Genomic DNA, 18,451 nt, shown 5'->3' with positions numbered 1-18,451 from the left:
GTACGGCGAAAACCTGTCCGGGAAGTTAAACTTGCCCGCCACAACCCCGCCTGATCACGAGAAAACACCATGTACGACTGGCTCAACGCCCTGCCCAAGGCCGAACTGCACCTGCACCTGGAGGGTTCCCTGGAGCCCGAGCTGCTGTTCGCCCTGGCCGAACGCAACAAGGTCGCCCTGCCCTGGGGCGACGTGGAGAGCCTGCGCAGCGCCTACGCCTTCAACAACCTGCAGGAGTTCCTCGACCTGTACTACCAGGGCGCCGACGTGCTGCGCACCGAGCAGGACTTCTACGACCTGACCTGGGCCTACCTGCAGCGCTGCAAGGCGCAGAACGTGATCCACACCGAGCCCTTCTTCGACCCGCAGACCCACACCGATCGCGGCATCCCCTTCGAGGTGGTGCTGAACGGCATCCGCCACGCCCTGGACGACGGCCGCAAGCAGCTCGGCATCAGCTCCGGGCTGATCCTCAGCTTCCTGCGCCACCTCTCCGAGGACGAAGCGCAGAAGACCCTCGACCAGGCCCTGCCCTTCCGTGACGCCTTCGTCGCCGTGGGCCTGGACAGCTCCGAGCAAGGCCACCCGCCGAGCAAGTTCCAGCGCGTGTTCGACCGCGCCCGCGCCGAAGGCTTCCTCACCGTCGCCCACGCCGGCGAGGAAGGCCCGCCGGAATACATCTGGGAAGCCCTGGACCTGCTGAAGATCCAGCGCATCGACCACGGCGTGCGCGCCATCGAGGACGAACGCCTGATGCAGCGCATCATCGACGAGCAGATCCCGCTGACCGTCTGCCCGCTGTCCAACACCAAGCTGTGCGTGTTCGACCACATGAGCCAGCACAACATCCTCGACATGCTCGAACGCGGCGTGAAGGTCACGGTGAACTCCGACGACCCGGCCTACTTCGGCGGCTACGTCACCGAGAACTTCTTCGCCCTGCACGAACACCTGGGCATGACCCAGGACCAGGCCCAGCGCCTGGCGCAGAACAGCCTGGATGCACGGCTGGTGAAGTGAACGAAAAGGGCCGCGAAGCGGCCCTTCTTGCGAGTGGACATGGCAGAGCGGTGGGCTGAAGCGGAGCGCCGCCCGGCCCGCCCTACGCAGGCAACACTCCCGCGCCGGGACCGATGCGGTTCGCCGAGCTCACCGCAGCCTGCGGACCCGCCCGTGGCGTAGGGGGGATCGCGCTTCATCGATCCACCATTTCCCTGGGCTGAAGCCCAGGCTACGAGTCTGACGCGCGCAAACCGTAGTGTGGGCCGGGCGGCGTTCCGCTTCAGCCCACCATCGGACCGCCGGCAAAACTCTGGCGAGTCTCCACCGATGCACCGGCGGGGGATATCAGGCGGTGCGTTCGCTGCGGGGGGTGATGGCGCGGAGGATGCCGGCCAGCAGCACGCCGTACAGCGGTACGAACAGCAGCAGGCTGACGCCGAGCTTCACGCCGTAGTCAACGGTGGCGATCTCCACCCAGTGCTCGGCCATGAAGGGGTTGTCGCTCTGCCAGAAGGCGACGGAGAAGAAGGTAAAGGTGTCCAGCAGGTTGCCGGCGATGGTGGAGACCACCGGGGCGATCCACCACTGGCGCATCTTGCGCAGGCGGTCGAACACCTGGATGTCCAGCACCTGCCCGAGCACGTAGGCGAGGAAGCTCGCCAGGGAGATGCGGGCGACGAACAGGTTGAATTCGCCCAGGGCGCCGAAGCCCTGGAACGCCGCATCCTGGAACAGCACCGAGACGACGTAGGAGGCCGCCAGCGCCGGCACCATGACCCGGGCGATGACCCGCCGCGCCGCCTGCTTGCCCATCAGCCGCACCGTCAGGTCGGTGGCGAGGAAGATGAACGGGAAGCTGAAGGCGCCCCAGGTGGTCTGCCAGCCGAACAGGGTCATGGGCAGCTGCACCAGGTAGTTGCTGGCGATGATGATGAGGATATGGAAAACGATCAGGCCGGCCAGCGCAGGGCGCCAGGCCGCGGGAAACGCGACGGACATGGAGGTCATCCTTTTTGGCTGATGGGGTGAGGGAACCCATGCCATGGCCCTATGCCACAGCGGCGCGCATTCTAACTTGACCCGCGCGTCAACAAAAGGCGCTTCGTCTGCTCAGCCGCCCTCCCCGGACAGCGCCTCCAGGGTCTGCCCACGGGTCTCCACACCGAACAGCGCCACCACCAGCGCGGCCAGGCCGAAGCACAGCGCCCCGAGGGCGAACACCCCGACCTGCCCCGCCAGCGGGATCAGCAGCCCGCCCAGGGTCGGCCCCAGTAGCGAGCCGATGCGCCCCACGGCCGAGGCGAAGCCCGAGCCGGTGGCCCGTGCCGAGGTGGGGTACAGCTCCGGGGTCCAGGTGTAGAGCACCGCCCACATGCCGAAGAGGAAGAACTGCATGGCCAGGCCGGTGCCGATCAGCAGCGCCTGGTTGCCGCCGAACACCGCGCTCTGCCCGTAGCAGAAGGCCATGACGCCGCCGCCCAGCAGCGTCATCACGCAGGTGGGCTTGCGCCCCCAGCGCTCCACCAGCCAGGCGGCGACGAGAAAGCCGGGGATGCCGCCGAGGGAGATCAGCACCGTGTAGTAGACAGACTGGGTCACCGCGAACCCCGATTGCTGCAGCAAGGCGCTGAGCCAGGAGGTGAGGCCGTAGAAGCCCAGCAGGGCGAGGAACCACAGGCTCCAGATCATCAGCGTGCGATGACGGAAGCGCGGCGACCACAACTCGCCGAAGGCCGCGAACAGGCTCGGCGCACGCACAGCCTGGCGCGGCAGCCGCGCGGGCTCGGGCAACTGCGCCAGGCCCAGGGAAGCGGCCACCCGCCGCTCGATGTCGCGCAACACGCGGTCGGCGTCCTTGAGTCGGCCCACCTGCTCCAGCCAGCGGGGCGATTCGGGGATGAAGAAGCGTATCACCAGCACGAACACCGCCGGCAGGGCCAGTACCAGGAAGATGTCGCGCCAGCCGATGCGCTCCAGCAGCAGGTAGGAGAGCACCCCGGCGCTGACGAACCCCAGCGGCCAGAAGCCGTCCATGAGGGCGATGTAGCGACCGCGCCGCGAGGCCGGGATCATCTCCGAGAGCAGCGACTGGGCGATGGGGAACTCCATGCCCATGCCGATCCCCAGGAGGATGCGGAACAGCGTCAGGCTCTCCACGTCCTGGGCGGTGGAACACAGGTAGCTGGCCAGCCCCCAGAGCACGATGCTGCCCTGGAACACCGGCTTGCGGCCGAAGCGGTCGGCGAGCATCCCCGACAGCGAGGCCCCCACTACCATGCCGACGAAACTGGCGCTGGCGAGCATCCCGGCCTGGGCGCTGCTGAGGCCGAACTCGGTGCGGATCGAGCCGAGCAGGAAGGTCATCATCGCCAGGTCCATGGAGTCGAAGAAGAACGCCAGGGCGATGATCAGGAAGATGAGGCGGTGGTAACCGCTGATGGGCAAGCGCTCCAGGCGCTCGGCGGCGGTGTATCCGGGTGCGTGCATGCGGTGTCCCTCGCGGCTCGGTGCGGTGTCCGCCACGAGTATGGGAGGGAGGGTCGGCGCGGCGATTGGCTGGATGCGACCTGCGGGGGCCCGTCGCCGACCTGGCAGGCGTCAGTCGTGGGGCGCGCGGCGCCGGCCGGTGATCATCGACAGCGGCAGGTTCTCCCGCAGCCGCACGCTTTCCACCACGGCCGCCAGCAGGTGCACGCAGACCAGGCCGGCCAGGGTGTTGGCCATGAGTTCGTGGATCTCCTTGGGCAGGTCCTCGCCCCAGAAGTAGTCCACCTCCTCCATCAGGAAGCCGCTCACGCCCAGGCCGAACATCAGCAGCAGCATGAGCACCATCACCAGCGCGCCGATGGGCGAGTGCCCCAGGCGGTGGTAGGGACGCCCGCTGACCAGCGCCCGAGCGTGCTCGGCCAGCCGCGAGGGCCAGGGCCAGAAGTCCGACCAGCGTGCCGGCGTGGGGCCGACGAAGCCCCACACCAGGCGCACCAGCACCGCCACCAGGGCGCTGTAGCCGAGCCAGCGGTGCCAGTCCTCGCCCGCCTCGGTGAAGAAGTAGTTGGCCACGAAGGCGGTGACCAGGGTCCAGTGGCCGATGCGTACCAGCGGGTCCCAGAGGCGGATGCGGGTGTCGCTCATGTCAGTCGTCGATCTCTTCCTTCACGGCCTTGCCGGAGACCGGGTCGTAGTAGATCTCGACCTTGCGCTTGTCCTTGTCCCAGCCGTAGATCTCGTAGCAGTTGCCATCGGTGACCTTGAACTTCTTGATCTCGTAGCCCTGGGCCTTGAGGGCCTCCTGGAACTTGCCCTGGTCCTGCCACTGGGCCTTGTCGGCGGTGGTGCACTGGGGCCCGGCGATGGCCAGGGGGCTGGCGAAGGCCAGGCAGAGCAGCAACGTGCGCATGGGAATGTCCTCGTGGTTCGGTTTGGGTCCAGCAGGTATAGGCCACGGCCGCCGTGGCTGCCAGGCGCGAAACCCTTGTAGCGCTTCGCGCCGGCCTCAGGCCCCCGCCGAGGACCCCGCGTGGATCGCCAGGCAGCCACGCCCCGAGCGCTTGGCCTGGTAGCAGGCCGCATCGGCCTGGCGCAGCAGCTGCTCGGGGTCGCTGTTGCCTGACCGGATACGCGACAGGCCCAGGCTGGCGCCGACGCTGAAGGGCTGGTCCTCCCACTCGAAGGGCATCTGGGTGATGCCCTCGATCAGCCGGTTGCCCAGCAACTGGGCGCGGTCCAGCGGGCAGTTGCGCAGGATCAGCGCGAACTCGTCGCCACCCAGTCGCGCCAACACATCGCCGCTGCGTACCAGGGACTGCATCAGCCGGGCGATGCGCCGCAGCATCTCGTCGCCGGCGGCATGCCCGGCGGTGTCGTTGACGTATTTGAAGCGGTCCAGGTCGATGAAGCAGAGCACGCTGTGGCGGTCGTTCTGCTCGGCGTCGTGGCAGCTCTCGGCCAGGGCGCTCTCGAAGGCGGAGCGGTTGAGCAGCGCGGTGAGGGCGTCGTGGGTGGCGGCGTAGCGCAGGTGCTTCTGCATCGCCCGCGCCTCGCTGACGTCGGTGAACACCAGCACGCTGCCCAGCAACTCGCCCTGGCCACTGCGGATCGGCGCGGCCTGGCCGCGCACCGCCACCAGGCCGCCGGCCGGGTGACGCAGGGAGGAAAGGCCGGGAATGCTGGCGTGGGTGCCCTGCTCCAGGCACTGCCGCACCGGGTTCTCCAGCACCTCGCCATGCTCGCCCTCCAGGGGCAGCACCGTCTCGATGGGCTGGCCCAGGGCACGCTCGTTGCTCCAGCCGCTGAGGCGCACCGCCACCGGGTTGAGGAAGTTGACCCGGCCCTGCAGGTCGGTGGTCACCACCCCGTCGCCGATGGAGTTCAGGGTCACCTGCAGGCGCTCGCGCTCGTCCCGCAGGCGCTCGGCCAGCTGGCGCAGTTCGGTCACGTCCCAGGCGGTGCCGACCATCCGTTCCGGCTCGCCCGAGGCGTCACGCACCAGGCTGCCGAGGGCGCGCAGCACGCGCACCTGGCCGTCCGGGTGGATGACGCGGAATTCGATGTCCGCCTGCTCCTGGCCCTGGCGCACCTGCTGCAGCTGGCAGTGGACGCCGGGGGCATCCGCCGGGTGCAGGTAGCGCGCCCAGTCGCCGTAGCTGACCGCGCCGGGCCGGGGCGCCAGGCCGTAGAGGCGGAACAGGCTGTCGTCCCACATGATGCGGTCGCTGGCCAGGTACCACTCCCACACGCCCACGCCACTGCTTTCGGTGGCCAGGGAATAGCGCCGCAGCAGGTCGGCCTCGCGGGCTTCGGCGCGCTTGCGGCGGTCGATGTCTTCGATCTGGGCGATGAAGTATTGCGGCCGCCCTTCGTCGTCGCGCACCAGCGACACCGCCAGCAGCGCCCAGACTTCGCGGCCGTCGCGGCGCAGGTAGCGTTTCTCCAGGCGATAGCTGGTGCGCTGCCCGGCCAGCAGTTCGTCCAGCAGGGCCAGGTCCCGGGGCAGGTCGTCGGGGTGGGAAATCTCGCGGAACGACAGCCGCAGCAGGTCGTCCCGGTTGTAGTCGAGCATCTCGCACAAGGCACGGTTGACGCGCTGCCAACGCCCGTCCAGGTCCACCAGGGCCATGCCGATGGCGGACTCGTCCATGGCCGAGCGGAAGCGCGCCTCGCTGGCCGCCAGGTCACGGCGACGCCGCCGGCCCTGCTCCACCGCCGCCGCCAGCAGCAGCGGCGGCAACAGCGACAGGAGCAACGGCAGGTAGATCGCCAGCTCGCGGGCCACGCCGTCGACCCGCGGCGCATCCAGCTCGCCGGCGGCGATCACCAGCCCGCCCAGCAGCGACATGCAGCCCACCAGCAGCGCGGTGCCACCGAAGCTCAGGCGCGCCGCCGCCAGCAGCAGCGGCAGGGACAGGTAGACGAAGGGGAACGGCACGTAGAGCAGCGTCACCGGTGTCATCACCAGCACCGCCAGGGAGTAGAGGCCGAACTCGCGGGGGCGGCGGCGGATATCCAGGGAGCGCAGGCCGTGGAGCTGCACCTGCACCATCAACGGCAGGATCGACACGGTGCCAAGCACCGCCCCCTCGAACCACGACAGCGCCGTGCGCCAGAAGCTGCCGTAATCGGCCCATTGCAGCAGGCCGGCCGCCAGCGGTGCGCTGAACAGCGGCGGCACCAGCACGCCGAGCAGGATGAAGCGCAGGAAGGCCAGGGGGCTGCGGTCCATGTACACCGCCACCCCGGTGCGCCGCAGCAGCCAGGCGGCCAGGCTCATCTCCAGCAGGTTGGCGGGGACGAAGCAGGCGGACATCTGCGGCGTGTCGCCGATCAGGCTGCCGGCCAGCACGTTGGCGCCCGCCATCACCCCCAGCAGGACGGGCCAGCGGCGCGGCGACTGGTTCCACAGGAAGGCGATGCCGAAGGCGTTGGCGTACCACAGGGTGGAGATGGTGCCCGGCTGGCGGGACAGCCACGCCGCCCCGAGGGCGAGCAGCAGGTAGCCGACGAAGAGCACCAGCAGGTGGAGACCGAGCCGGGGTGGCGTCAGGTCGAGCGGGAAACCTCGCGAGGGCGGGCGGGGATCGGGGGGCAGCAAGGAGGTCTCCCTGGGTGCAGTCGCGGCGCTGCAGGGCGCCTTTGAAAAGGTAGGCGAGCCGGTCAGCGCAAGATCAAACAAGCGAAAAAAATGCAGTTTACGCGGTGTCGATGAGCATGTTGATCGGACTCGCGCACGAGCCCGTGTTTCACCCGGCAAGCCACGTCTGGAAGTGCCCTACAGGCGCCCACGATAGCCGAAGCCGGGCCATGAGCAACCCTGCGGGCGCGCTTTCCGTCAGCGCGTCCAGGGCGCGCGGCGCAGCAACTCGTCGCAGCGCTCGCGGAGGAACTCCCGCAGCAGCTTCACCGGCTTGCCCAGCTGGTCGCGGTGGGCGCACACCAGGTTCAGCGGCGTGGGCTCGCCCCGGTAGCGCTCCAGGGCCAGTTGCAGGCGCCCGGCGGCCACGTCGCCGGCCACGTCCAGCCATGACTTGTAGGTCAGCCCGCGCCCGGCCACCGCCCAGCGCCGCACCACGTCGGCGTCGTCGCAGAGGCGGTCGCCCGCCACGCTGACCAGGTGGGTGCGGCGCCCGTCCTCGAAGCTCCAGCGGTCGTGGGCGCGGCCGCCCAGCAGGTAGAGCAGGCAGGTGTGCCCGGTCAGGTCCTCGGGCTGGGCCGGGCGGCCGTGGCGGGCGAAGTATTCAGGGGCGGCGCAGAGCACCCGGCGGTTGTCCGGGGCGATGGGCAGCGCGACGAGGCTGGAGTCCTCCGGCTCGCCGTAGCGCAGGGCGATGTCCACCGGCTGGCGGAACAGGTCGGCGGTGCGGTCGCTCAGGTACAGCCGTAGGGCCAGGCGCGGGTGCTCGGCCTGGAAGGCGTCGAGCCAGGGCAGCAGTGCGTTGCGGCCGAAGTCCGAGGGTGCCGACAGCTGCAGGGTGCCGCTGATGCCCTCGCGGCCGCCGGCCAGCTGCCGCCGCCCCTCCTCCAGGCTGCGCAGCGCCTCGCGGGCGTGGACCAGGAACTGCTCGCCCTCCGGGGTCAGGCGCAGGCTGCGGGTGGAGCGGATCAGCAGGCGCGTCTCCAGCTTGGCCTCCAGGCGCTTCAGGGCGGCGCTGGCCACGGCCGGGGAGATGTCCAGCTCGCGGGCCGCAGCGGAGAGGCTGCCCCGGGCGGCAGTGCAGACGAACAGGTTGAGGTCGTCGAGGCGCAGCATTTTCAAAATTCCTTTGAAAGACTGTCGCCTTCTAGCGGATTTCTCCACGCCGCGAAATAGCCCAACCTATGCGCCATCGTTCCCGGAGAGCCACCATGACCTCGCCCCTGCACCTGATCGCCCACATCGACGCCCAACCCGGCCAGGCCGAGGCCGTGGAAGCCGCGCTGCGGGAGCTGGTCGCCGCCAGCCGCAGCGAACCCGGCTGCCTGCAGTACGACCTGCACCGGGACCGTGCCGACGCCCTGCGCTTCGTCATGCTGGAGACCTGGCGCGACGACGCCGCACTCGCTGCGCACCAGGCCACCGCCCACTACCGCCACTTCGGCGATGCCCACGGCAGCCGCCTCAAGGGCATCACCCTCACCCTCCTCGAACACCTCGCCTGAACCCAGGAGCCCCCGATGAAAGCCGTTGCCTATTTCCAGAACCTGCCCATCGACCACCCCGACGCCCTGCAGGACATCGACCTGCCCGAGCCGACGCCGGGCCCGCGCGACCTGCTGGTGGAGGTCCGCGCCATTTCGGTGAACCCGGTGGACACCAAGATCCGCCGCAACGCCGCCCCCGAGAACGGCCAGCCCCGCGTGCTGGGCTGGGACGTTTCCGGCGTGGTGAAGGCGGTGGGCGGTGACGTCAGCCTGTTCCAGCCCGGTGACGAGGTGTTCTACGCCGGCGCCCTGACCCGCCCCGGCGGCAACGCCGAGCTGCACCTGGTGGACGAGCGCATCGTCGGCAAACGCCCGCAGAGCCTGGACTTCGCCAAGTCCGCCGCCCTGCCGCTGACCGCCATCACCGCCTGGGAGCTGCTGTTCGACCGCCTCGGCATCGCCGAGGGCCAGGCTGACCAGGGCCAGAGCCTGCTGGTGGTTGGCGCGGCCGGTGGCGTCGGTTCCATCCTCGTGCAGCTGGCTCGCCGGCTCACCGGGCTGACGGTGATCGGCACCGCCTCGCGCCCGGAAACCCAGGCCTGGGTCCGCGAGCTGGGCGCCCACCACGTCATCGACCACAGCCAGCCGCTGGCGGCCGAACTCAAGCGCATCGGCCTCGACAGCGTCACCCACGTCGCCAGCCTGACCCAGACCGACCAGCACCTGGAGCAACTGGTGGAAGCCCTGGCGCCCCAGGGCAAGCTGGCGCTGATCGACGACCCGGCCGGCCTCGACGTGCTCAAGCTCAAGCGCAAGAGCATCTCGCTGCACTGGGAGTTCATGTACACCCGCTCGATGTTCGAGACCGCCGACATGATCGAGCAGCACAAGCTGCTGAACCGCGTCAGCGAGCTGATCGACCAGGGCGTGCTGAAGACCACCTTCGGCGAGCACTACGGGCGCATCGAGGCGGCCAACCTCAAGCGCGCCCACGCCCTGCTGGAGAGCGGCAAGGCCAAGGGCAAGATCGTGCTCGAAGGCTTCTGAGGCCGCGCCGGGCACCCTGTCACCGGGGTGCCCGTCGGTCGCCTCGATGGGCAATGGCCCGACCGCCAGTCGGGCCATTGACCGATGTCATTTCCGGGCCATCTCCGCGCTCTACACTGGGTGCTCGAATTTTTCGAACCAGGGAGGTGACCACCATGAAAGTGCTCGTCCGTCCTACCCGTACCGCCCAGGGCCCCAGCTGGCAGGTGTGCATCGATCAGCACGCCGTCAGCTTCCGCACCGAGGCCGAGGCGCAACGCTTCGTCGCCGTGCTGGAGGCCCGCCTCAAGGCGCCCCACGTCCTGCCCGAACAGCCCCGACGAGCCGTCGGCTGACCCCTGAGACTGCTAGCCCAGCACTGAAGGCTGCCCGCGCGTCCGCCACCAGGTGAAGGTGGACGCGCTCACCGCCCCCGTTGCGCAGAGCGCGATGACGGTCGCCATGGGCACCGCCGTGCCGTCGTGCAGCACGCCCACCAGGGCCGCGGCACCGGCGGCGACGCTGAACTGCAGGCTGCCCATCAGCGCCGAGGCGCTGCCGGCATGGCGCCCCTGGCCGGCCATGGCCGAGGCCGAGGCGTTGGGGATGATGCAGCCCAGGCAGGCGGTGGCGCAGAACAGCGGCACCAGCAGCGGCCACAGCGCCTCGGTGTGGGCGTGGGCCACCACCAGCATCGCCACGGCGAAGCCCAGCAGCACCCAGACCATGCGCCGCAGCCAGTAGGCCGGGCCGTGGAAGCGCATCAGCCAGGCGTTGACCTGGGCCGCCAGGATGAAGCCCAGCGCGTTGCTGCCGAACAGCCAGCCGTAGTGCTCGGCCGGCACGCCATAGAGCTGGATGAAGACGAAGGGCGAACCGGCGATGTAGGCGAACATGCCGGCCATGGCCAGCCCGCCGGACAGCGCATAGCCGATGAACACCCCGTCCCCCAGCAGGCGCCGGTACTGCCCCAGGGCACCGCGCAACGGCGGGCGCTCGTCACCGTGGGTGAGGGTTTCCGGAAGCCAGGCGCAGACCCCGGCCAGCACCAGCGCACTGAACAGGGTCAACGCGTAGAAGATCGACGGCCAGCCGAAACTCTCCAGCAGCAACCCGCCGCCCAGGGGCGCGAGGATCGGCGCCAGCCCCATCACCAGCATCAGCTGGGAGAACACCTTGGCCGAGGACACCGGGTCACACAGGTCACGCACCACCGCCCGCGACACCACCATCCCCGCACAGCCGCCCAGGGCCTGGATGAAGCGCGCGGCGATCAGCCACTCCAGGCTCGGCGCCAGGGCGCAGGCCACCGAGGCCAGGGTGAACAGCGTCACCCCCGCCAGCAGCGGCGGACGCCGGCCGAAGCGGTCGGCGATGGGGCCGTAGAGCAGTTGGCCGATGGCCAGGCCGACGAAGTAGGCCGCCAGGCTCAGCTGGACGTGCTCGACGTCGGTCGCGAACGCCTTGGCCAGGGCCGGGAAGCTGGGCAGGTAGAAATCGATCGCCATGGGGCCGAAGGCACTCAGCGCCCCCAGGATCAGCAGGATGCGGAAATTCATGGATCACCTGAACGAGGCGCCGCCCCGGAGGGCGGCGCGCGACTTGTTGGACGACCCGGTCAGTGCACCGGGTCGGCCGGCGGGGCCTTCTTCCCGCGCCGCTGGGCGAGCTTGTCGGCAGCGGATTCCACCAGCAGGTAGAACATCGGGATGAGGAAGGTTGCCAGCACCGTGGCCGCTAGCATACCGCCAATCACCCCGGTGCCGATGGAATGTCGGCTCGCCGAGCCCGCACCGCTGCTGATCGCCAGGGGCACGCAGCCGAGGATGAAGGCCAGGGAGGTCATCACGATGGGCCGGAAGCGCAGGCGCGCCGCCTCCAGGGACGACTCGAAGATGCCCATGCCCTGCTCGCGGCAGAGCACGGCGAACTCAATGATGAGGATCGCGTTCTTCGCCGCCAGGCCGATCAGCGTCACCAGCCCCACCTGGAAGTACACGTCGTTGGACAGCCCGCGCAGCCACACCGCGAGGATGGCGCCGAACACCGCGAAGGGCACGGCGGTGACCACCGCGATGGGCAGCGTCCAGCGCTCGTACTGGGCGGCGAGGATGAGGAACACGATGATCAGCCCGAACAGGAAGGCGGTGCCCCCCGAGCCCTGGGTGGCCAGCTCCTGGTAGGCAGAGCCGACCCAGCCCAGGCTGTAGTCCTCGCCCAGCACCTCGTCCGCCACCGCCTGCATGGCCGCCAGGGCCTGCCCCGAGCTGTAGCCCGGCGCCGGGCCGCCGAGGATCTTGGCTGCCGGGTAGACGTTGAAGCGCGCGTAGGAGTCCGGCCCGAGGATGCGCTGCACCCGCACCAGGGACGACAGCGGCACCAGGTCGCCGGAGGCGGAGCGCACGTACACCTGGCTGAGGTCCTCGGGCTTGCGGCGGAAGTCCGCCTCGGCCTGCAGGCTCACCTGCCAGGTGCGCCCGTAGAGAGTGAAGTCGTTGACGTAGTAGCTGCCGAAGGTGGACTGCATGGCCGTGAACACATCGTTCACCGCCACCCCCAGGGCGCGGGCCTTGGTGCGGTCCAGGTCGAGGAAGTACTGCGGCACGTTGGCGTTGAAGGTGGTGCTCACGCCGGCCAGCTCGGGGCGCTTGGCGGCGGCGGCGACGAACTTGCCGACGATCGCCTGCAGCTGCGCGATGGAGCCGCCGGAGCGGTCCTGCAGGTAGGCCTCGAAGCCGCCGGTGGTGCTCATGCCGGTGATCGGCGGCGGGTTGAAGGTCATCACCACGCCGTCCTTCTGCCCGGCGCCCATGGCCATGAAGGCGCGCGGCAGGTTGCGCGCATCCAGCTCCTCGGTGGTGCGCTCCTTCCAGTCCTTCAGCGGGATGAACGACACCCCGGCGTTGCTGCGGGTGCCGAAGGTGAGCACGTCGAAGCCGGCGAAGGTGACCACGTCCTGCACCGCCGGGTGCTTCATGAGCTGCTCGGTGACGGCGCTGGTGACTTCCTCGGTACGGGTGAGGGAGGCGGCCGGCGGCAGGAAGTAGGCGTTGATCACGTAGCCCTGGTCCTCGTCGGGCACCAGGGAGCCGGGCACCCGCCCGAACAGCACCACCATCAGCGCGATCATCCCGCCGAACAGCAGCAAGCCGATGGCACTGCGCTTGAGGAAGAAGCGCACCCCGGCGGCGTAGCCGTCGGTGGCGCGGTCGAAGGCCCGGTTGAACCAGCGGAACGGCGCCGCCGGCTCCTCATGGGTGGGTTTGAGCAGCAGGGCGCAGAGTGCTGGCGAGAGGGTCAGCGCGACGATGCCGGAGATCACCACCGACACCGCGATGGTGATCGCGAACTGCTTGTACATCTGCCCCGCCAGGCCGCCGAGGAAGCCCACCGGGACGAATACCGCGCAGAGCACCAGCACGATGGCGATGATCGGCCCGGTCACCTCCTCCATGGCCTTGATCGCCGCCTCGCGCGGGCCGAGCTTCTCGGTGCGCATCACCCGCTCGACGTTCTCCAGCACCACGATGGCGTCGTCCACCACGATGCCGATGGCCAGCACCATGCCGAACAGGGTCAGCAGGTTGATGGAAAAGCCCAGCAGGTACATGCCGGCGAAGGTGCCGATCAGCGACACCGGGATGGCCAGCACCGGGATCAGCGTGGCGCGCCAGTTCTGCAGGAACAGGTAGACCACCAGCATCACCAGCACCAGGGCCTCGACGAAGGTGTGGATCACCTCCTCGATGGAGACCTTGACGAACTTGGTGGTGTCGTAGGGGATCTTGTAGTCGATGCCCTGGGGGAAGCGCTTGGCCAGGCGGTCCATGGTCTGGCGCACCGCCTCGGCGGTGTCCAGGGCGTTGGCACCGGGCTGCAGGTAGATGCCGAAGGCGGCGTTCTGCTGGCCGTTCAGCGAGGTCATCAGCGAGTAGTCCTGGGCCCCCAGCTCGACCCGCGCCACGTCCTTGAGCAACAGGCTGGCGCCGGTGGCGTCGGTGCGCAGGATGACGCTCTCGAACTCCTTCGGGTCGGTGAAGCGGCCCTGGGTGGTGACGGTGTAGGTGAAGTCCTGGGGCTGGTTGAGCGGCTGCTTGCCGAAGCTGCCGGCGGCGAACTGGGAGTTCTGCTCCTGGATCGCCTTGACCACGTCGGTGGGCGTCAGGTTGTACTGGGCCAGCTTGTCCGGCCGCAGCCAGATGCGCATGGAGTAGTTCTTCGAGCCGAACTGGCTGGCATCACCGACGCCGGGGATGCGCTTGAGCTCGTCGATCACGTTGATCAGCGCGTAGTTGCTGATGTAGATCGGGTCGCGGGAATTGTCCGGGGAGAACAGCGTCACCACCTGGAGGATGTCGGAGGACTTCTTCTCCACCTTCACGCCCTGCCGGCGCACCTCCTCGGGCAGCTTCGCCAGCGCCGCCTGGACCTTGTTGTTGACGTCGATGGTGGCCTGGTCCGGGTCGGTGCCCACCTGGAAGTACACGGTCAGGCTCATGGCGCCGTTGCTGTCGGAGTTGGACAGCTGGTAGATCATCCCCTGCACGCCGTTGATGCCCTGCTCCAGCGGCGCCGCCACCGTCTCGGCGATCACCTGGGAGCTGGCGCCGGGGTAGCTGGCGGTCACCGAGACCTGCGGCGGGAGGATCTCCGGGTACTGGGCGATGGGCAGCGCGCGCATGGCGGCCAGGCCGCCGAGCATGATGACGATGGAGATGACCGCGGCGAACACCGGCCGGTCGATGAAGAATCGCGAGATCACGGCGCGCCCTCCTCAGGACTGCTTCGGCGGGGTGCCGTCGGCGGGGGCTTCCACCGCCTTCACCGGCGCGTCCGGGCGCACCCGGGGCAGGCCCTCGACGATCACCCGGTCCCCGGCGGAGACGCCGGAGAGGATCACCCAGCGGCCCTCGGTGGTGTCGCCGGTCTTCACCTCGCGCATGCGCGCCACGCCGTCCTTGTCCACCACGAACACGAAGGTGCCGCGCGGCCCCTGGGACAGCGCGCGCTCCGGCACGGTGATGGTGCCGGGGCGGGTGATGCCCTTGATCAGCACCCGCACGAACTGGCCCGGCAGCAGCTTCTGCTCAGGGTTGGGCACCACCGCGCGGGCGCTGACGGTGCCGGTGCCGGTGTTGACGAAGCTGTCGGTGAAGTCCACCCGGCCCTCCAGCGGGTAGGTGGAGCTGTCGCCGAACTTCAGCACGGCGGTCAGCTTGCCGTCGGCCGGCAGGGTCAGGCGGCCACTCTGCACGCCCTCGCGCAGGCGCTCGGCCTCGGTGTCGGGGTAGCCGAAGTTGACGTACAGCGGGTCCAGCTGGGTGAGCTGGGTCAGCAGGCTGGAGTTGGGGTCGCCGGCCACCACCAGGCTGCCCTCGGAGCGCGTCTCCTTGCTGGTGATGCCGCTGATGGGCGCCTTCACCGTGGTGTAGTCGAGGTCGATCTGCTTGGCCTGGACGTTGGCCTCGGCGGCCTGCACGTTGGCCTTGCTCTGCTCGAAGTTGGAGATGGCGTTGTCCAGCTCGCTCTCGCTGGCGAAGCCCTTCTTCTGCAGCTCGCGCACGCGCCGGAGGTCGCGCTCGGTCTGCCGGTAGCGCGCCTGCTCCTGGGCCAGCGCGCCCTTGGCGCTGCCCAGGGCGGCCTGGTAGGTGCGCGGGTCGATGCGAAACAGCACCTGGCCCTTCTGCACCCGCGCGCCCTCCTGGTAGGTGCGCTCCTGGAGGATGCCGCTGACCTGCGCGCGCACCTCCACCTCGCGGTAGCCGGCGGTGCGCCCGGCGTACTCCAGCACCAGCGGCAGGGGCCCCTCGCGCACCGTCTCCACCAGTACCTCGGGCGCCGGTGCGCCCCCTCCGGCGGGAGCGTCCGCTGCGGCCAGGGGGCCGGACAGCAGGCAGGCGACGACCGGCAGGGCGTGGCGCAAGGGCAGGCGGCGAGCGAGCGGCATGGCGATTCTCCACGGCCATTCCTGCCAGGACGGGTGGAATGGCATTTCGATTGAGAGGACGAAAAGAGGGGAAGCCGAAGCGCCGGGGCGGCAGCAATGTCGCTAGAATCCGACTCCCGAGAAGAAGCCTAGACACTATTCACCTGACTGCTATGCGCAGAACCAAAGAAGAAGCGGAGAAAACCCGCGCCGACATCCTGGCCGCCGCCGAGCTGCTGTTCCTCGAGAACGGCGTGGCCCATACCTCCCTGGAACAGATCGCCCGGGCTGCGGGCGTGACCCGGGGCGCCGTCTACTGGCACTTCCAGAACAAGGCCCACCTGTTCCACGAGATGCTCAACCAGGTGCGCCTGCCCCCGGAGCAGATGACCGAACGCCTCTGCGGCTACAGCGGCCGCGACGCACTGCTGTCGCTGCGCAACCTGTCCATCGAGGCGATCACCTCACTGGCGGTGGATGCCCAGCGCAAGCGCATCTTCACCATCCTCCTGCACCGCTGCGAGTTCACCGAGGAACTGCGCGAGGCGGAGGACCGCCACAACGCCTTCGTCAACCAGTTCATCGACCTGTGCGAGGCACTGTTCGCCCTGCCCGGCTGCGTCGAACGCCTGCACCCGGGCCTCACCCCGCGCCTGGCCTCGCGCGGGCTGCATGCGCAGATCCTCGGCCTGTTCACCGACTGGACCCGCGACATCTCCCTGTTCGACCCGCAGCAGGACACCGCGCCGCTGCTGGACGCGGTGTTCCGTGGGCTGATCCGTGACTGGGATGAAGTGCTGCGCAGCGCGTCCTAGCGCCGTCACGGCTGGGGGAAGGATGCCTCCAGCGGGCTCGTCTGCCCGGCTTCAGGCACCGTTTCGCCGCTGATCAGCCAGAACGCGTAGTGCGGATACAGGCGCACCAGCACGGCCAGTTCCTCCGTGCCCATGCGGATGGCGCCCTTGCTGATGATCTTCCAGCGCTCGTGGTTGGTCTCGCCTAGCTGGCTGAGCCTCTTCGGCCCGGCCAGACGGAGGAGGTAGAGCGCTCTGTTTCTGATTTCGTCCATGTTTTCAAACGAATCTCTGGCGCCGTCAGGACTGGGAGGAGGATGCGTCCGTACGTGCGTCGTCATGGGCCGGGCTCGTCTGCCCAATCTCAGGTGCGACCTCTCCGCAGATCAGCCAAAGCCGATACTGCGGGTACATGCGTTGCAAGACTTCGAGCTCCTCCGTGCTCATCCGGATCTCCTTGAACCTGACGCTGTGCCAGCGCTGAAAGCCGATCTCGCTTTCTTTCACCAGCCGCTCCATGCCTGCCATAGCGATCAGTGCCCTGGCTCTTTTCCTGATTGACTCCATTTCCGCCTCGCCCAAGGCCTCTCTTGCGCTGTGCAGAGGCCGACACTCCGACCCCACGCATCTGTCTGGTGATGTCACGCCTGAGAGGAGGATGCATCGTCATGGGCCGGGCTCGTCTGCCCGGCTTCCGGGGCGACCGTCCCGGTCGCCAGCCATAGGCCATAGCGGGGGTACAGCCTGACCAGCACCTCCAGTTCCTCGGTGCTCATCCGAACCTTTCGATGACGGAGGTTCTTCCAGCGGCTGTAGTTGATCTCGGATGCTCGGACCAGATGGTCCAGGCCGGTCTTGTAGATCAGGGCTATTGCCCTTTCCTGAATGGATTCCATTTTTCAGTCACCCCATAAGGGCCCGCAAGGAGGGCAAAACAGGCGACATCCGCAGAACTCGGTCAGCAGCGTGTCACCGCAATACGGAACGGGGACGTAGCCGCCCCTTCGGCCATTCCAGCGTGGAGGCCGCTATTCCACACCCGGCGGGGCTCCATCGAAGTCGGGCGATACCTGCCCCTTGGCCGGGTCCACATCCCCCTTCAGAAGCCACAGCTCGTAGTGGGGGAATGCCTTCAGCACCTCCTCCAGATCCTCAACACGCGCCTTCACCTTTCGGTTTGTGGCAACCGTCTGCCAACGCTGGCGCTCCTTGATAGCGGTCGCATCGGCAAGTCGAGTCGCCCCGAGGTGGCGGACAAGCGTTCTAAGACGCTCCTCAATCATTCCTAAAAGCTCAATTAATTGATGAATTATTTATCAATCAGCTTTCCTGCAATCGCCGGATGGTGACGGAGCGAGCCTGGAACGGAAAGGGCTGCGCGTGCCTGCCAGGAAGCCAACCCAGCGCGTTGAGTCACACCATGGAAACCGCTTGATAGGAGATCGAGCATGGCCGACTTCACCTTCGACGCTGCCTGCGCACTGATTGGCCGCACGGCCTGGATAGAGCTGGACTGGCCCGATGCCCCGGAGCCCAGATTTATCTGCGTACGCATCGTCGGCGTGGTGATGGCGCTGGAGGGCGTCTACGACGCCCCGCACTTCCTCACCTTCCAGTACAACGGCTCGGAAATGTTCCCGGAAGAACTCTTCTGGTCCGACATCCGCGCATTGCATCCGGTCAGGACGGTAAAGAGCGAAGGAATAGAGCGGAAGGCAGTGGAAGTCGAACCCAGTAAGGAACGGCTGTCGTCCTCCACCGGGTTCGAAGCCCGGCCGCGTCGCCGGGCGTGATGGTCTTACAGAGAGGGGGCGCAGGGAGCTAGGCCAGCTCGGCCGGGTAGCCCTCCTCGCGGATGGCCTCCAGTACCTGCTCGGCCGCCAGGCGGCTGGCCACCCGCACTTCACCGGCGCCCAGGTCCACCTGGACCTCCGCCGCCGCGTCGCGGGCCTGCACCGCCTCGGTGACGGCGCGTACGCAATGACCACAGGACATGCCCTGGACCTTGAACACTTGCATGATCGACTCCTCGTGATGGCTGGATGAACGGCCCGCAGTGTCCGCCTTGCCACCGTGGCAAGGTCAAGCC

The 18,451-nt window shown here is 68.5% G+C and carries 19 protein-coding genes and 1 tRNA gene; 5 read left to right on the top strand and 15 right to left on the bottom strand.

The window, feature by feature from the left end:
• Nucleotides 1-69 precede the first annotated feature (69 nt).
• Complete coding sequence (locus RTK35_RS05190; protein WP_044412980.1) at nt 70-1,020, top strand: adenosine deaminase; 951 nt, start codon at nt 70-72, stop codon at nt 1,018-1,020.
• 327 nt (nt 1,021-1,347) lie between these two features.
• On the opposite strand, the gene RTK35_RS05185 is transcribed toward RTK35_RS05190, so the two are convergent.
• From RTK35_RS05185 to RTK35_RS05160, 6 genes are all read right to left on the bottom strand, one after another.
• Entirely contained in the window at nt 1,348-2,001 is a 654-nt protein-coding gene (locus RTK35_RS05185; protein WP_069563199.1) for a 7-cyano-7-deazaguanine/7-aminomethyl-7-deazaguanine transporter, read from the bottom strand.
• A gap of 111 nt (nt 2,002-2,112) precedes the next feature.
• The gene (locus RTK35_RS05180; RefSeq protein ID WP_208276063.1) at nt 2,113-3,489 is read right to left on the bottom strand and encodes an MFS transporter; all 1,377 of its coding nucleotides are present in this window, start codon (nt 3,487-3,489) and stop codon (nt 2,113-2,115) included.
• 111 nt (nt 3,490-3,600) lie between these two features.
• Nucleotides 3,601-4,134, bottom strand: coding sequence for a cytochrome b/b6 domain-containing protein (locus RTK35_RS05175; protein WP_044412989.1), 534 nt, complete (start codon nt 4,132-4,134; stop codon nt 3,601-3,603).
• Nucleotide 4,135: 1 nt separating this feature from the next.
• On the bottom strand, nt 4,136-4,399 hold the full coding sequence (locus RTK35_RS05170; RefSeq protein WP_316907533.1) for a PepSY domain-containing protein: 264 nt from the start codon (nt 4,397-4,399) through the stop codon (nt 4,136-4,138).
• Between the two features lie 96 nt (nt 4,400-4,495).
• The gene (locus RTK35_RS05165) at nt 4,496-7,090 is read right to left on the bottom strand and encodes a PAS domain S-box protein (protein WP_316907532.1); all 2,595 of its coding nucleotides are present in this window, start codon (nt 7,088-7,090) and stop codon (nt 4,496-4,498) included.
• A 237-nt stretch (nt 7,091-7,327) separates the two neighbouring features.
• Nucleotides 7,328-8,245 carry a LysR family transcriptional regulator gene (locus RTK35_RS05160; protein WP_316907531.1) on the bottom strand — a complete coding sequence of 306 codons (918 nt, stop codon included), beginning with the start codon at nt 8,243-8,245 and terminating at the stop codon, nt 7,328-7,330.
• A gap of 95 nt (nt 8,246-8,340) precedes the next feature.
• Here RTK35_RS05160 and RTK35_RS05155 point away from each other — a divergent pair, with 95 nt between their 5' ends.
• The 3 genes from RTK35_RS05155 to RTK35_RS05145 all read left to right on the top strand — a co-directional run bounded on the left by RTK35_RS05155 (nt 8,341) and on the right by RTK35_RS05145 (nt 9,998).
• A complete protein-coding gene (locus RTK35_RS05155) occupies nt 8,341-8,634 on the top strand; it encodes a putative quinol monooxygenase (protein WP_316907530.1) in 294 nt (97 codons plus the stop codon).
• A 15-nt stretch (nt 8,635-8,649) separates the two neighbouring features.
• Entirely contained in the window at nt 8,650-9,663 is a 1,014-nt protein-coding gene (locus RTK35_RS05150; RefSeq protein ID WP_044413000.1) for a zinc-binding alcohol dehydrogenase family protein, read from the top strand.
• A 155-nt stretch (nt 9,664-9,818) separates the two neighbouring features.
• Nucleotides 9,819-9,998: a hypothetical protein gene (locus RTK35_RS05145; protein WP_044413002.1), complete on the top strand. Its 180-nt coding sequence runs from the start codon at nt 9,819-9,821 to the stop codon at nt 9,996-9,998.
• Between the two features lie 12 nt (nt 9,999-10,010).
• On the opposite strand, the gene RTK35_RS05140 is transcribed toward RTK35_RS05145, so the two are convergent.
• From RTK35_RS05140 to RTK35_RS05130, 3 genes are read right to left on the bottom strand one after another with little or no spacing between them, the layout of a single operon-like run.
• Nucleotides 10,011-11,201: a multidrug effflux MFS transporter gene (locus RTK35_RS05140; RefSeq protein ID WP_142014038.1), complete on the bottom strand. Its 1,191-nt coding sequence runs from the start codon at nt 11,199-11,201 to the stop codon at nt 10,011-10,013.
• 59 nt (nt 11,202-11,260) lie between these two features.
• A complete protein-coding gene (locus tag RTK35_RS05135) occupies nt 11,261-14,404 on the bottom strand; it encodes an efflux RND transporter permease subunit (protein WP_316907529.1) in 3,144 nt (1,047 codons plus the stop codon).
• A 12-nt stretch (nt 14,405-14,416) separates the two neighbouring features.
• A complete protein-coding gene (locus tag RTK35_RS05130) occupies nt 14,417-15,589 on the bottom strand; it encodes an efflux RND transporter periplasmic adaptor subunit (protein ID WP_044413011.1) in 1,173 nt (390 codons plus the stop codon).
• 152 nt (nt 15,590-15,741) lie between these two features.
• On the opposite strand from RTK35_RS05130, the gene RTK35_RS05125 reads away from it, so the two are divergent.
• Nucleotides 15,742-16,383, top strand: coding sequence for a TetR family transcriptional regulator (locus RTK35_RS05125; protein WP_044413014.1), 642 nt, complete (start codon nt 15,742-15,744; stop codon nt 16,381-16,383).
• A 5-nt stretch (nt 16,384-16,388) separates the two neighbouring features.
• Here RTK35_RS05125 and RTK35_RS05120 read toward each other — a convergent pair whose 3' ends face one another.
• From RTK35_RS05120 to RTK35_RS05095, 6 genes are all read right to left on the bottom strand, one after another.
• Nucleotides 16,389-16,637: a DNA-binding protein gene (locus RTK35_RS05120; protein WP_316907528.1), complete on the bottom strand. Its 249-nt coding sequence runs from the start codon at nt 16,635-16,637 to the stop codon at nt 16,389-16,391.
• A gap of 25 nt (nt 16,638-16,662) precedes the next feature.
• Nucleotides 16,663-16,869, bottom strand: coding sequence for a hypothetical protein (locus tag RTK35_RS05115; RefSeq protein WP_316907527.1), 207 nt, complete (start codon nt 16,867-16,869; stop codon nt 16,663-16,665).
• A 134-nt stretch (nt 16,870-17,003) separates the two neighbouring features.
• Nucleotides 17,004-17,258 carry a hypothetical protein gene (locus RTK35_RS05110; RefSeq protein WP_182851099.1) on the bottom strand — a complete coding sequence of 85 codons (255 nt, stop codon included), beginning with the start codon at nt 17,256-17,258 and terminating at the stop codon, nt 17,004-17,006.
• A 132-nt stretch (nt 17,259-17,390) separates the two neighbouring features.
• Entirely contained in the window at nt 17,391-17,645 is a 255-nt protein-coding gene (locus RTK35_RS05105; protein WP_182851100.1) for a DNA-binding protein, read from the bottom strand.
• Between the two features lie 426 nt (nt 17,646-18,071).
• Nucleotides 18,072-18,164 (bottom strand) — tRNA-OTHER (locus tag RTK35_RS05100).
• A 19-nt stretch (nt 18,165-18,183) separates the two neighbouring features.
• Nucleotides 18,184-18,381 carry a heavy-metal-associated domain-containing protein gene (locus RTK35_RS05095; RefSeq protein ID WP_069563211.1) on the bottom strand — a complete coding sequence of 66 codons (198 nt, stop codon included), beginning with the start codon at nt 18,379-18,381 and terminating at the stop codon, nt 18,184-18,186.
• Nucleotides 18,382-18,451 lie beyond the last annotated feature (70 nt).

The sequence above is a fragment of the Pseudomonas sp. zfem003 genome, from assembly GCF_032621675.1.
Taxonomy (GTDB): domain Bacteria; phylum Pseudomonadota; class Gammaproteobacteria; order Pseudomonadales; family Pseudomonadaceae; genus Metapseudomonas; species Metapseudomonas otitidis.
Note: the sequence above shows the minus strand (reverse complement) of the source record. Positions and strands in the feature narration are given on the sequence as shown.

Excerpts from the sequence above, each read along its gene's own strand:
- RTK35_RS05190 (WP_044412980.1), top strand. The coding sequence starts at position 70 with ATGTACGACTGGCTCAACGCCCTGCCCAAGGCCGAACTGCACCTGCAC.
- RTK35_RS05185 (WP_069563199.1), bottom strand. The coding sequence starts at position 2,001 with ATGTCCGTCGCGTTTCCCGCGGCCTGGCGCCCTGCGCTGGCCGGCCTG.
- RTK35_RS05180 (WP_208276063.1), bottom strand. The coding sequence starts at position 3,489 with ATGCACGCACCCGGATACACCGCCGCCGAGCGCCTGGAGCGCTTGCCC.
- RTK35_RS05175 (WP_044412989.1), bottom strand. The coding sequence starts at position 4,134 with ATGAGCGACACCCGCATCCGCCTCTGGGACCCGCTGGTACGCATCGGC.
- RTK35_RS05170 (WP_316907533.1), bottom strand. The coding sequence starts at position 4,399 with ATGCGCACGTTGCTGCTCTGCCTGGCCTTCGCCAGCCCCCTGGCCATC.
- RTK35_RS05160 (WP_316907531.1), bottom strand. The coding sequence starts at position 8,245 with ATGCTGCGCCTCGACGACCTCAACCTGTTCGTCTGCACTGCCGCCCGG.
- RTK35_RS05155 (WP_316907530.1), top strand. The coding sequence starts at position 8,341 with ATGACCTCGCCCCTGCACCTGATCGCCCACATCGACGCCCAACCCGGC.
- RTK35_RS05150 (WP_044413000.1), top strand. The coding sequence starts at position 8,650 with ATGAAAGCCGTTGCCTATTTCCAGAACCTGCCCATCGACCACCCCGAC.
- RTK35_RS05145 (WP_044413002.1), top strand. The coding sequence starts at position 9,819 with ATGAAAGTGCTCGTCCGTCCTACCCGTACCGCCCAGGGCCCCAGCTGG.
- RTK35_RS05140 (WP_142014038.1), bottom strand. The coding sequence starts at position 11,201 with ATGAATTTCCGCATCCTGCTGATCCTGGGGGCGCTGAGTGCCTTCGGC.
- RTK35_RS05130 (WP_044413011.1), bottom strand. The coding sequence starts at position 15,589 with ATGCCGCTCGCTCGCCGCCTGCCCTTGCGCCACGCCCTGCCGGTCGTC.
- RTK35_RS05125 (WP_044413014.1), top strand. The coding sequence starts at position 15,742 with ATGCGCAGAACCAAAGAAGAAGCGGAGAAAACCCGCGCCGACATCCTG.
- RTK35_RS05120 (WP_316907528.1), bottom strand. The coding sequence starts at position 16,637 with ATGGACGAAATCAGAAACAGAGCGCTCTACCTCCTCCGTCTGGCCGGG.
- RTK35_RS05110 (WP_182851099.1), bottom strand. The coding sequence starts at position 17,258 with ATGGAATCCATTCAGGAAAGGGCAATAGCCCTGATCTACAAGACCGGC.
- RTK35_RS05105 (WP_182851100.1), bottom strand. The coding sequence starts at position 17,645 with ATGATTGAGGAGCGTCTTAGAACGCTTGTCCGCCACCTCGGGGCGACT.
- RTK35_RS05095 (WP_069563211.1), bottom strand. The coding sequence starts at position 18,381 with ATGCAAGTGTTCAAGGTCCAGGGCATGTCCTGTGGTCATTGCGTACGC.